The organism is Natrinema ejinorense (genome assembly GCF_002494345.1).
GTDB lineage: Archaea > Halobacteriota > Halobacteria > Halobacteriales > Natrialbaceae > Natrinema > Natrinema longum.
Window position 1 is genome coordinate 2992761 of record NZ_NXNI01000001.1, and the last position, 12912, is coordinate 3005672.

General features: G+C 66.1%; 10 protein-coding genes. 6 read left to right on the top strand and 4 right to left on the bottom strand.

Annotated elements, in window-relative coordinates:
* Positions 1 to 131 precede the first annotated feature (131 nt).
* From CP557_RS14920 to CP557_RS14935, 4 genes are all read right to left on the bottom strand, one after another.
* The gene (locus tag CP557_RS14920; RefSeq protein WP_097380640.1) at positions 132 to 1022 is read right to left on the bottom strand and encodes an SDR family oxidoreductase; all 891 of its coding nucleotides are present in this window, start codon (positions 1020 to 1022) and stop codon (positions 132 to 134) included.
* Positions 1023 to 1226: 204 nt separating this feature from the next.
* Entirely contained in the window at positions 1227 to 2108 is an 882-nt protein-coding gene (locus tag CP557_RS14925) for a coiled-coil protein (protein WP_097380641.1), read from the bottom strand.
* Positions 2109 to 2710: 602 nt separating this feature from the next.
* Positions 2711 to 3844 carry a tubulin/FtsZ family protein gene (locus CP557_RS14930; protein WP_097380642.1) on the bottom strand — a complete coding sequence of 378 codons (1134 nt, stop codon included), beginning with the start codon at positions 3842 to 3844 and terminating at the stop codon, positions 2711 to 2713.
* Between the two features lie 97 nt (positions 3845 to 3941).
* A complete protein-coding gene (locus tag CP557_RS14935) occupies positions 3942 to 4586 on the bottom strand; it encodes a helix-turn-helix domain-containing protein (RefSeq protein WP_097380643.1) in 645 nt (214 codons plus the stop codon).
* Between the two features lie 87 nt (positions 4587 to 4673).
* Between CP557_RS14935 and hutU the strand changes: the two genes are divergently transcribed.
* The 6 genes from hutU (at position 4674) to CP557_RS14965 (ending at position 12698) form a co-directional block, all read left to right on the top strand.
* Positions 4674 to 6404 (top strand): urocanate hydratase, encoded by a 1731-nt coding sequence (hutU, locus tag CP557_RS14940; RefSeq protein WP_097380644.1) that lies wholly within the window; start codon positions 4674 to 4676, stop codon positions 6402 to 6404.
* On the top strand, positions 6401 to 7315 hold the full coding sequence (hutG, locus tag CP557_RS14945) for a formimidoylglutamase (protein WP_097380645.1): 915 nt from the start codon (positions 6401 to 6403) through the stop codon (positions 7313 to 7315). Before hutU ends, hutG begins: the two co-directional genes overlap by 4 nt.
* On the top strand, positions 7312 to 8529 hold the full coding sequence (gene hutI, locus CP557_RS14950) for an imidazolonepropionase (protein ID WP_097381662.1): 1218 nt from the start codon (positions 7312 to 7314) through the stop codon (positions 8527 to 8529). Before hutG ends, hutI begins: the two co-directional genes overlap by 4 nt.
* Entirely contained in the window at positions 8522 to 10096 is a 1575-nt protein-coding gene (hutH, locus tag CP557_RS14955) for a histidine ammonia-lyase (RefSeq protein ID WP_097380646.1), read from the top strand. The genes hutI and hutH overlap by 8 nt, the downstream gene beginning before the upstream one ends.
* A 560-nt stretch (positions 10097 to 10656) precedes the next feature.
* Positions 10657 to 12132: an arginine/ornithine antiporter ArcD gene (gene arcD, locus CP557_RS14960; protein ID WP_097380647.1), complete on the top strand. Its 1476-nt coding sequence runs from the start codon at positions 10657 to 10659 to the stop codon at positions 12130 to 12132.
* 140 nt (positions 12133 to 12272) lie between these two features.
* Complete coding sequence (locus CP557_RS14965) at positions 12273 to 12698, top strand: DUF5791 family protein (protein ID WP_097380648.1); 426 nt, start codon at positions 12273 to 12275, stop codon at positions 12696 to 12698.
* The last annotated feature ends 214 nt before the right edge of the window (positions 12699 to 12912 follow it).

Genomic DNA, 12912 nt, shown 5'->3' on the forward strand with positions numbered 1-12912 from the left:
GCGCCGTCGATCGTCGCGAACCGTCAGTCGACGGCCCCACGACGGTATCGCAGTCGTTGAAACGAGTGACACACCGCGTGCAGCCCCGCGGTCAGGGCCGGAGCCGTGGTTCCCGGTTCACGAACGGGCAATCACCGACGGCGATAGCTCTCGATCGCCTCTCGATACCCCTCACGAAAGGTGGGATAGGCGAACTCGTAGCCCAGTTCCCGAAGCCGGTCGTTCGAACAGCGTTTGCTCGTCAGGATCCGCCGTCGGCCCGCGTCGGAGACGTCGTCATCCGCGAGCCGTTCGGCTTTCGTCTGCGTCGGCGGCCCCTCCCGACCACACTCGGCGGCCAGCCAGTCCGCGAACGCCCATTTGGAGGCGGGTTCGTCGTCGACCACCTGGACGACCTCCCCGCGTGCGAGGTCTTCCTCGAGCAGGTATCGAACCGCACCGGCGGCGTCGTCCCGATGGACCATGTTGAGATACCCCGCGGTCACGGGCCCCTCGAGATACCGCTCGAGACGGTATCGATCGGGGCCGTACAGCCCGGCATACCGTGCGACTGTCCCCCGAAAGCCGTACGCTTCGGGGTCCTCGAGCGCGATCCGTTCGGCCTCGGCGAGTACCGCCGTCTTCTCGGTCGTGGGATCGAGCGGCGTCTCCTCGTCGACCCAGTCACCGTCGTGATCGCCGTGAACACCGGTCGAGGAGGTGTAAATCAGTCGTTCGGGCGTACGCTCGCGTTCGCCGAACGCCTCGATCGCCGTTTGCAGCCCCTCGACGTACACGTCGCGGGCGGCCTCGGCACCTCGCCCGCCGCTGCTCGCGGCGAAGACGATCGCGTCGACGTCCGGGACCGCCGCGAGGGCCTCGCGATCGGTGACGTCCGCTCGGACCGCCTGGAAGCCCGCGTCTTCGATCCGCTCGATTCCCGCCGTCGACCGCCGAACGCCGATCGGCTCGTGCTCTCGTGCCGCGAGCTGTCGGCCCAGCTCGATGCCGACGTACCCACAGCCGAGAATTGCAACGTCCATACCGCGACTCGTGGTCGAATACCCATAATTTCACCGCTCGAGGCGGCGTTCACTGTCTTCTGGACTGTATTGTGATGTGTACGGCGACCCGTCTCTAAGGAGGGATCGACGCCCGAATTACTCGAATGGGGAGAGCGACGCCACTGACGACCGTTCGTGAAACCCGAAAATTCGGGGAGAAAAGCCGCGGTAGACGAAATCGAATTAGAGCAGTCCCGTCTTCTGGAGTTTCATCAGGTCCTCGGTTTCGAGGGTTTCGCCTTCCTTGAACTTCTGATAGATCTCTTCGGCCTCCTCTTTGGCCTCCTCTTTCTTCTTGTCGCGCTCGGACTTGCGCTCTTCCTCTTCTTTCTTGTCCAGTTCGCGCAGGCGCTTCTGGACGCGGACGAAGTCCTCGTGGTGGCGGTCGGCGGCCTCCTGGGCTTCGACGAACTTCTCGTGCATCTCGTCGGCCTCGTCACGGACGTCGTCGGCCTCGCGATAGGCCTCGATCATCTGATTGTGATGTTCCTGGGCCTTGTCCGCCAGCTCCGTGACCTTCTGATGGTGCTGGGAGGCTTCCGATCGCACTTCTTCGGCTTCCGCGACGAGCTCCTCTAAGTCCTCGTTCTGATCGAGTTTCTGTTTGCGCTCCTCGTACTCCTCGCGCTTGCTCTCGATCTTCTCGATGAGTTCCTTCTCTTCCTCGCTCGAGAGAACCTCGGTCTGCTGTTTGAACTCGAGTTGCTCGATCTCCTCTTTGAGCTCCTCGAGATCCGTGCCCTCGTCGAGCTCCATGTCGGACTTGAGCTGTTCGACCTTGTCGAACAGCTCGTTGGCTTCGGCGTTGAGCTCGTTGCGGCTCTCCTTGTGTTCCTGGACTTGCTCGTTGAGCTCGTCGCGTTTCTCGCGGTGCTCTTGGGCTTCGTCGACCTTCTCGCGGGTCTTCGCGTTGAGATCGTCACGCTTTGACGCCCGCTCGGAAGCCATCTGGTTCAGGTCGTTTCGCCGGTCTCGGAGTTGACCGGCCATCTTGATGAGCTGTCCTTTCGATTTGTTTTCTAAGTCGTCCTCTGTCAGTTCGATGTTCTTCGATTCGTCTACCATGTTAGTTAAACCTCTGTGCCATACCCGCACCGGGGAACGGTCGGCCGGCCACTCGAGTCGGTCGCCGACGGCTGGGCGAGCGACTCACGGGCAGCAAGCCGACCGTTCGAAGCGACTGCTCACGATCTGCGAAACCTCGGTGAATAAGATTTCCTGTCATCGTTCGTCGAGCGATACGCGCCCCGGTGGCGTTCTGGTGACGACAACTACTGTCGCCTATAGTTTAAATCTACCGGTCCCTGATACCCTGAAAACGGTTCACAGGAGCCTCTACCCCCGTGTTAGCTGATGACAAGCGGGTGGCCGTCGAACATAAATAGAGCCGGGCTTGACCCGGCCGATCGGCCGCCCGGTTCGAAGCCGGTCCCGCCGACGCGAAGCATGCGCTCGGTGTCGTGGCGACACCCTCGAGCAGGTCGATACCGACCGCACCAGCCGTTGCGAGCCGTCGGCTTCGTTCGTGTCGGCAGCGAGGGCGGGCCGTCGATGGTCGTCCTGTCGGATAGCCGTCCGTAAACACCGACTCGCGTCTCGAGGACGGTCACCGCCGACGAGTTGCGTCTCGCGGGGACTCGATCCGCAAATCGTCCCGTCCGATCGTCTCAAAAGAGGTTCTCGAGTCGATCGTCGGCGAACACCTCGGCGTGGTCCGTCGGTTCCGACTCCTGCGCGTCGTTCGCTTCGCGGGCGCGTTCCATGAACGCCTCGATCCGGTCGGACCGTTCCGCGCCGCCGAGCAAGACGAGCGCGCCGAGTCGGTCGCTGTCCAGCGGGAAGTCACCGCCGCGAACCTGCATGCTCCCGGTTTCGTCCTCGAGCCAACGGCGGGCCCGCTCGACGCCCTTGCGCGGGATCGCATCGGGCTGGCCCGCGATGACGAGCAGGGCCGAGTCTGCCGTCGTCGCGTCCGGCAGGCTCGTCCCCGTCAACAGCGCCTGTCGAGCGACGCTCATCGTGTTCGTGATGTTCTCGCTGCTGTCCTCGCTGGCGACCTCGGAGGCATACCCCAGCGCCGCGACGCCGCCCGCCCGAAGGGTGTTGATCACCTCGCTCGAGTCGACGACACTAGCGGCGGCTGCGCCGCCGCTCGTCCGTGACGTCTTCGACGTCACGCTACTCTCGCCGACGCCGTTGACGGCTTCGCCGGCGGCAAAGAGCAGGCCGACCCGCTTGGCGATCCGTTCGTTGATCGTCTCGAAGGCGCTCTCGATGCTCTCGCCCTGTTCGTGCCAGGCGTCGTTGTCGATCAGCAGCGTCGAATCGGCCTCCCGGAGGAGCGTCTTCAGGGAGCGACCGGCGTTGGCCTGATAGAGCGCCCCTTCGTTGCGTCCCGGAAGGATGCCCAGCGCGTAGATTGGGATGTCGTGGATTTGCTGGAGGTGGTGGACGAGGACGGGCGCGCCGCCGCTGCCGGTGCCGCCGCCGAGGCCGGCGACGACGACGATGGCCTCGGACCGTGACGTGACGCGGCCGTCGAGGTCGTCCAGTACTTGCTGGACGTCCGACTGCATCACGTCCGTACCGAGTTCGTTGTCGGCACCGACGCCGTGCCCGTTCACGCGGTCGGCGCCGATCAACTGGGTATCGACGAACTGGAGGGACTGGAGGTCGGCTTCCGCAGAGTTGACGGCCAGCGCGCCCTGGACGGCTTCGAAGCCCATGTTCGCGTCGAACCGGGCGAGCCGTTCGGTGACGTTGCCGCCTGCCTGACCGACTCCGATCAGGGCTACTTTCATGTACGCCACATATGTTGGAGGTCTGTTGAACGTTTCGATTGGCTGAAGCGTTCGGCGACGGTGATCGAACCCGACCACGCGGACTCGGGGTCGGCCCCTAGAGGTACATGGCGAACGCGTCCGCAATTTTTTCCTCGGCGCGTCTGAGGTGATGGTCGACGGTCCGACGGCTGAGATCCAGCGCGTCCGCGATGTCGGCCGTCGTCGTCCCGCGCGGGATTTCGTAGTACCCCCACTCGTAGGCGGCCAGGAACACCTCGCGCTGGCGGTCGGAGAGCGTCGGCAGGAAGGAGTCGACCGACAGGACCGGCGTCTCGGAGCGAACAGTTTGCAGTTCTTTTTTCGACTCGACGGTCACGATCGAATCAGCCGCGATGTCGCTATAGAACGCGGTCAGGTTCGACGCGGTGAGCGCGAGGACGCGAACGATCTTCGCCCCGTTCTCGTACCGTAACGGCGGCAAGAGGAGACAGTCGTTGGCGGCAAGCGGCGCTTCGATATAGTCATCCCCGTACTGTTTCAGACACGACTCCGTGACGATCGTCCGGTCGCTGTCGTTTTCGATCCGCTGTCGAACCCCGACTTCCGCGGCCACCTGTGCCTCCACGTCGGCTTGCTGATCCCCAGTCACGTGAAGCAGATCACAGTGATCGTTACACCACAACTCGATGCTCGTCTCGTTTTTCGCCGTCGAACTCGAGTACGGATCGTCGCTCTCGATCCGAAACACCGCCTTGTACATAGCGCACGTTCGCCCGGTTTACTTAAAAAATATTGGCCAAAGGGAGAGTGACAGGATTTCACGTTCGCTAGCGTGAGCACTAGACGCATGACACGAGACGACTCCGGTCACGAAATCGGCGAGCCGTCGTCGGACTGGCGTGAATACCAGGGGTCTCCGACGGGGACCGACATCGAGTGTGAGGGGTGGCGACAGGAGGCTGCCCTGCGAATGCTCAACAACAACCTCGATCCCGAGGTCGCAGAGGAGCCAGAGGATCTCGTCGTCTACGGCGGGACCGGCCGCGCCGCGCGGAGTTGGGACGCGTACGACGCGATCCTCGACGAACTCCGGGGCCTCGACGACGACGAAACGTTGCTCGTCCAGTCGGGGAAACCGGTCGGGCGGTTTCGAACGCACGAACGTGCGCCCCGCGTGCTGATCGCGAACTCGAACCTCGTCGGTCACTGGGACGACTGGGAGCACTTCCACGAACTCGAGTCGAAGGGGCTCATCATGTACGGGCAGATGACCGCCGGTTCGTGGGCTTACATCGGCACGCAGGGGATCATCCAGGGGACCTTCGAGACGCTGGCCGAGGTCGCACGCCAGCACTTCCCCGACCGCGAGGGACTCCGCGGGACCATCACCGCCACCGCCGGTCTCGGCGGGATGGGCGGTGCACAGCCACTCGCCGTGACGATGAACCACGGCGTCTGTATCGCAGCCGAAGTCGACGAGCGGCGCATCGACCGGCGACTCGAGACGGACTACTGCATGGAAAAGACCGACGACATCGACGAGGCGATCGAACTGGCCCGCGACGCTGCGGCGGCCGGCGAACCGCGCTCGATCGCGCTCCACATGAACGCGGCGGAGATGTTCGACGAGTTCCTCGAGCGGGAGTTCGTGCCGGAGATCGTCACCGATCAGACGAGTTCCCACGACGAACTCGAGGGGTACTATCCGAGCGGCTACACCGTCGCCGAGGCCGACGCGCTCCGCGAGTCCGACCCCGAACGGTACGTCGCGGAGAGTCTCGACACGATGGAGCGCCACGTCGAAGGGATTCTCGCGATGCAGGACCGGGGTGCGGTGGCCTTCGAGTACGGGAACAACATCCGCGGCCAGGTCGAAACACACCGCGGGCTGGACACCGCCTTCGACTTCCCGGGGTTCGTGCCGGCGTACGTTCGGCCCTTGTTCTGCCGCGGCAAGGGACCGTTCCGCTGGGTTGCCCTCTCCGGGGACGAGTCGGACATCCACCGGACCGACGAGGCCGTCAAGGAACTGTTCCCGGACAAAGCGCAACTCCACCGCTGGATCGACCTCGCACAGGAGCAGGTCTCCTTCCAGGGACTGCCCAGCCGCGTCTGCTGGCTGGGCTATCAGGCCGACGACGGGCTGACAGAACGCGCACGGTTCGCGTTGCACATCAACGACCTCGTCGCCGAGGGCGAGATTTCGGCCCCGGTCGTCGTCACGCGCGACCACCTCGATGCGGGCAGCGTCGCCAGCCCGAACCGGGAGACCGAAGCCATGCGCGACGGCTCGGACGCCGTCGCCGACTGGCCGGTGCTCAACGCCTTGCTCAACTGCGCTGCCGGCGCGGACATCGTCAGCGTCCACGACGGCGGCGGCGTGGGGATCGGGAACTCCCTACACACCAACAACCACGTCGTTCTCGACGGCACGGACCTCGCTGCACGGAAGGCCCGGCGCGTGTTTACCACCGACCCCGGGATGGGCGTCATCCGCCACGCCGACGCCGGCTACGACGAGGCGCTCGAGGAGGCCGCAACGTCGGACGTCCACGTGCCGATGCGGGAGGACGAATGAGTTCGTTTATCGACCCGCCGACGTGGTCGGGACCGTCGTCGGACCCAGTCGACGAGCAGTTCGGCGACGTCGTTACCGCGACGACGCTCGAGGAGGCCGACGCGTTCGATGCCGTCCTCGTCGGCGAGCCGTACGACGGTGCGGTCATCTCCCGACCCGGGGCGGCTGCGGGCCCCCGTGCGCTCAGGGAGTCGCTGTCGGGGGTGACGACCCATCACTTCGGGAGCGGTCCCGTCCGGGGCGTCGCCGACCTCGGTGACGTGCCGATTCCCGACGGCTCCGTCGCCGACGTCCAGCGAGCGGTCCGCGAGCGCGCGGCGGCGATACACGAGCGCGAAGCACTGCCGGTGTTCCTCGGCGGAGACAACTCGCTGACCTACTCGAACGTCGCCCCGCTGCTCGGGGACGCCAGCGTCGGCGTCGTCAACATCGACGCCCACCTCGATGTCCGCGAGACGCGGGACGGCCCGACCAGCGGGACGCCCTATCGTCAGTTACACGAGGCCGGGCTGGACGGCTACGCGTGTCTCGGCGCGCGCCATTTCGAGACGAGCACGGCCTACCACGAGTTCGTCCGCGAACGCGGCGGGGCCGTCGTCACCGCCACGGAGACGGGGGCCGATCCCGCCGGAGCGGTCGAGCGAGCGCTGGCTGCGCTCGAGGACGTCGACCGACTCTACTGTAGCGTCGACATCGACGTTCTCGACGCACCCTACTGCGGCGTCAGCGCCCCGACGCCCGGCGGATTGCTACCACGGGAGGTGTTCGATATCGTCGGTCGCCTCGCGGCCGACGACCGACTCGCCGGCTTCGAGGTCGTCGAATGCGCGCCGCCGCTCGACGAGAACGGCCGAACCGTCGATGCCGCGGCGCGGACCGTCGCACACGCCCTCGCGGGGTGGGCAGCATGACCGACCTCGTCGTTTCCAACGCCGCCCAGCTCGCGACGCCGACCGAGCACGACGCGCTCGAGGTGATCCCGGACGGGGCCGTCGCGATCGACGACGGCGTCGTCGTCGCAACGGGATCGACCGACGAAATCACCCGTGCGTATCCGCCGGAGAACGCAGCGAATAGCATCGATGCGACCGGGCAGACGATACTACCAGGGTTCGTCGATCCGCACACGCACGCCGTCTTCGGAGGGACCCGTGCCGACGAGTTCACCGCGAAGCTCGAGGGAGCGTCGTATCAGGAGATACTCGAGGACGGCGGTGGCATTCTGCGGACCGTTCGGTCGACGCGCGAGGCGTCCCGTGACCAACTCGTCGAGAACCTCGTGGCACAGCTCGACGTCATGCTCGCCCACGGGACGACGACGGCCGAAGTGAAATCCGGCTACGGGCTCGACGTCGAGACAGAACTGAAACTGCTCGAGGCGATCGCCACGGCGGACGAGCGACACCCGATCGACGTGGTGCCGACGTTTATGGGGGCTCACGCCGTCCCCGAGGGAGTGACAGCCGACGACTACGTCGATCGCGTCGTCGAGGAACAACTCCCGGCGGTCGCGGCGGCCGACCTCGCCGAGTTCTGTGACGTGTTCTGTGAAGCGGGCGTCTTCTCGGTCGCACAGTCCCGCCGCGTTCTCGAGGCCGGACAAGAAGCGGGCCTGGCAGCGAAGGTCCACGCCGAGGAGTTCGAGCGACTCGGCGGCTCCCAGCTGGCTGCCTCCCTGGAGGCGACGAGTGCCGATCACCTGTTGCAGGCGACCGACGACGATATCGACGCGCTCGGCGAGGCGGGCGTCACACCCGTCTTGCTCCCCGGAACGGCGTTCTCGCTTGGGACCGAGTACGCGGACGCGGCGGCCTTCGAGGCGGCCGACGTGCCGGTGGCGATTGCAACGGATTTCAACCCGAACTGCTACTCACAGAGCATGGAGTTCGCTATCGACCTCGCTTGCAACGGCATGCGAATGCGACCGGCCGCGGCGATCCGCAGCGCGACCAGGACCGCCGCCGCCGCCATCGATCGCACGGACGGGACCGGGACGCTGTGCGAGGGCGCGCCGGGCGATCTGGTCGTCGCGAACGTCGCCGACTACCAGCATCTCCCGTACAATTTCGGCGTGTCGACCGTTCGAACCGTCGTGAAAGGCGGGGAGGTGGTCCACCGTGAGTGACCAGTCCGTCGTCGTCGACGGGAGCTCGCTCACGCCGGCGGGCGTCGAACGCGTCGCCCGCGAGGGAGCCACCGTCTCGGTTCCTGACTCGGCACGGCAACGGGTCCGCGCGTCCCGCGAGCGGATCGCCGATATCGTCGACTCCGGACAGGCCGTGTACGGCGTCAACACTGGGTTCGGCGAACTCGTTCAGGAGCGGATTCCAGGCGACGAGATCGAAGCCCTCCAGCACAATCTCATCCGAAGCCACGCCGCGGGCACCGGTCGGGACCTCGAGCAACCGGAGATCCGGGCGATGCTCGTGACGCGGCTCAACGCGCTCGTCGCGGGGTACAGCGGCGTCCGCGAGTGCGTCGTCGATCTCCTCGTCGGCATGCTCAACAACGGCGTCCACCCCGTCGTAAAGGCCAAGGGAAGCCTGGGGGCAAGCGGCGATCTCGCCCCCCTCGCACACCTCGCACTCGTCGTCATCGGGGAGGGCGAAGCGCTCGTCGACGGCGACCGCCTCGCCGGCGACGAGGCGCTGGCCCGCGTCGGCCTCGAGCCGCTCGATCTCCGGCCGAAGGAAGGGTTGGCACTGATCAACGGGACGCAGCTAACCGTCGCGATCGGCGCGCTCGTCGTCCGCGACGCCGAGCGGGCGATGCGGATGGCGGACGTCGCCGGAGCGATGACGACGGAAGCGACGATGAGCACCACGGCGAGCGCCCACCCCAGCATCCAGCGCGTCCGCCCGCATCAGGGCCAGGCCACGAGCGCGGAGAACATCCGCCGGCTGACGCACGGCTCCGAAATCGTCGAATCACACCGGAACTGCGACCGGGTCCAAGACGCCTACTCGATCCGGTGTCTCCCGCAAGTTCATGGAGCCGTCCGCGACGCGATTCGTCACCTTCGGGCGGCCATCGAGACGGAACTCAACAGTGCGACGGACAACCCGCTGGTCTTCCCCGCCGACGAGGCCGACGAGCGAGCGAGCGGCACCGATCGGGCGGCGGTGCTCTCCGGCGGGAACTTCCACGGCCAGCCGCTTGCGTTGCGGCTGGATTACGTGACGAGCGCCCTCGCGAACCTGGCGTCGATCGCGGAACGGCGGCTCGATCGGCTGCTCAATCCGAACGTCCAGGAGCCGCACTTACCGCCGTTCCTGACCACCGACAGCGGCCTCGAGTCGGGCTACATGATCGCTCAGTATACGGCCGCGGATCTCGTCAGCACGATCCAGACGCAGGGTCGCCCGTCGACGGACAGCGTCCCGGTGAGCGGCAACCAGGAGGATCACGTGAGCATGAGCGCCCAGAGCGCGCACGTCGCCAGCGACGCCGTCGACCGGACGATACGCGTGGTCGGCATCGAACTGGCCTGTGCCGCCCAGGCGCTCGACTTCGTCGACGACCGCGTTCCCGGCGTCGGGACGCGGGCCGCCCACCGAACCATCCGCGACCACGTCCCGCACCTCGAGACGGATCGTCCCATCCACCGTGACATCGAGACGATGGCGGACCTGATCCGCTCCGACGAGTTGCTCGCGGCCATCGAACAGGACCTCGACGACGGCGTGGCGTGAGACCAGCGACGCTACGGTCGGCCGATCCCATCGAACGCCGTCCCGGTGTACCGTCCGTTTCGACGCTTGTTTTTCGCTGTTTTGGACTGCGGTCGCGAGTGCGGTGACACGGTTCGGACGCTTCCGTGTGCCGACTGTAACGCCACTTACACCGATGCCCCCGACAGTTTGCGGAGACGGACTGTCACTCGACGCGACGGCGAGCGCGGAACGGAAACCGATATACAACCGGACTGGATTCGTCGGGACGAACGCGCCGCACTGACAGCCAAGTATATAAAAAGTTCGCCATATGGAAACCAGTACTACTTGGATCAAACTACGAGTATTGTTTACATGGTAGCGGGCATCACCCACCCAACGCGCGCCCAGCATCGAACCGAGAAACCGAGACAACGGCTCCGGCCTGGGGCGACACCGTCCACGAGACCGACCGGGCGTGTGGACGCCGTTCCGGACGCGGGAGGCACTGCCGACACCGATCGATCGGTTGTCCGTCGACAGCGATTTCCGTCGTCGACTCGACGCCGTCGCGACCGGTTCGGGCTCGAGGTGACCCGATGGTAGCGCTCGAGCCGCAACTGTTCGAGGATATCGATCCCGAGAAACGGCCGTCGTTGCTTGCGGCGCTCGTCCCCGTCGTGGCGATGCTCGGGTTCCTCAGCGTCGGGATCGTCTTGCTCGAGTTGGACCCGCAGTTCCCGCTCCTCTGGGGGATCGCGTTTACCGGGCTGTTCGCCCGGTACCACCTCGGCCTGTCGTGGGCGGACCAGTACGACGGAATTACCGATAGCCTCCTCATGGGGATGCAGGTCATCCTCATCATGTTCGTCGTCTATGCGCTGATCGCCACGTGGATTCAGGCGGGGACGATTCCGGGGCTGATGTACTACGGGCTCGAACTGCTCACGCCGGCGGTCTTCCTGCCGATGACCGCGATCCTCGCGGCGCTCGTCACGTTCGCCGTCGGCTCGTCGTGGACGACCGCGGGGACGCTCGGCGTCGCGTTCATCGGTATCGGGGCTGGGCTGGGCATTCCGATGCCGATGACGGCCGGCGCGATTCTGACCGGCGCATACACCGGGGACAAGCAGTCCCCGCTCTCGGACACGACGAACCTCGCCGCTGCCGTGACGAACACCGACCTCTACGATCACATCAACGCGATGCGGTTCGGGACGCTCATCGCGTTCGGCCTCTCCGTCGGGCTCTACGCCATCCTCGGCCTCCGTGCCTCCGGGACGATTCCAGCCGGACGGGTCGCGGAGATTCAGGGTGCCATTCAGGGCACGTACGTCGTGACACCGCTGGTCTTCGTGCCGCTGGTGTTGACGTTCGGACTGGCAATCTACGGCCTGCCGGCGCTGCCGGCGCTCGGCGTCGGCGTGTTCGCCGGCGTCCTCACCGCCGTCGGCGTCCAGGGGACCGGATTCGCCGCGGCGTGGACCGTCGCACAGTCCGGAACGGCCCCCGAGACCGGGATGGAACTGGTAAGCGGGTTGCTCCAGAGCGACGGCCTGCTCGGCGGTGCGTGGATCGTCACGATCGCGATCGCCGCGCTCTCGCTCGGGGGGTTACTCGAGCGTGCCGGCGTGCTGGCGGTTCTCGCACACCACCTCGGCCGACTGAGCCGCGGCGAGGCGAGTCTCACCGGCGTCACCATCCTCTCCGCGATCTCGATGAACGTCCTCGCGGCCGAACAGTACATCAGCATCGTCGTCCCCGGGATGTCCCTTCGAAACCTCTACCGCGAACAGGGGCTGAAGATGGAGAACCTCTCGCGTGCCGTCGAAGCGTCGGGCACGACGACCGCGGTCCTCATCCCGTGGTCGAGCGGCGGCCTGTTCATGGCCGGAACGCTGGGCGTCCCGACGCTGTCGTACGCGCCGTACTACTTCTTTGGCTTCCTGTCGCCGCTCGTGCTCCTCTTGATGGGCGTGACCGGCTGGCAGATCACGTCCGAGACTCGAGCGGCGCCCCCCGAAACCGCATCGACGACCGACGGCGCGACGGCCGTCACGGGCGGCGACGAGTAACGTCGGCCGCGGGGTCGAATCGGCCCACCGACCGGCCGCCACCCGTCGTCGATATCGGAGCGCCGGCCGCCCGGGTACGGCGGCACGTGACCAACGGGAATGTCACAATCCCTTTCTACGCCATTCCCGTCCCTTCGCATATGTTCTACGAACAGCGGCTGACCGTTCCCGACTCGCCCGCCGACCTCCGGGCCGAGTACGAGGCCGATTTCACAACGATCGTCGACGAACGCGGGCCCGAGGCCGTCGCCGACGAAACCGACCTCGAGCCGGAGACGCTCGAGGCGATGGCCGCGGGCGAGTCGCCTTCGTTGACCCTCGAGCAGGCCGCCCGGATCCAGTCGCTCGAGGCGGGCGAACCCGATTCGGAAACGATCGTCACGATGGCGCTCGAGCACCTGCTGTTGGGGATGTCGACCGCCGTTCTCGACGTGGATGCGGTCGAGAGCCACCTCGAGATCGACCTGGACGCCAAGGAGATCCAGCAGAAGATCGAAGGGCGAGCACCCATGTCCTTCGAGGAGTTCGTCCACGTCCAGTACGTGATCGCGGACGGGGCTCCCTGACTCGCCAGCGTGGCGTCCGGCCGTCCTGGTGCCGTCATCGGAGAGCGACGATCCGAACAGCCCGAAGCCACCCTCCTCGAGCCAGTAATCGCCACCTACTGCGGTGTACGCGATGCGAACCCCGATCGCGGAGGGGTGTGGATGGGCGACGATTCCCGGTGCCGGACCGAGAGCAGATGTAATGAGCCGTGTTCGAAACGTCCGGCCGGCGATG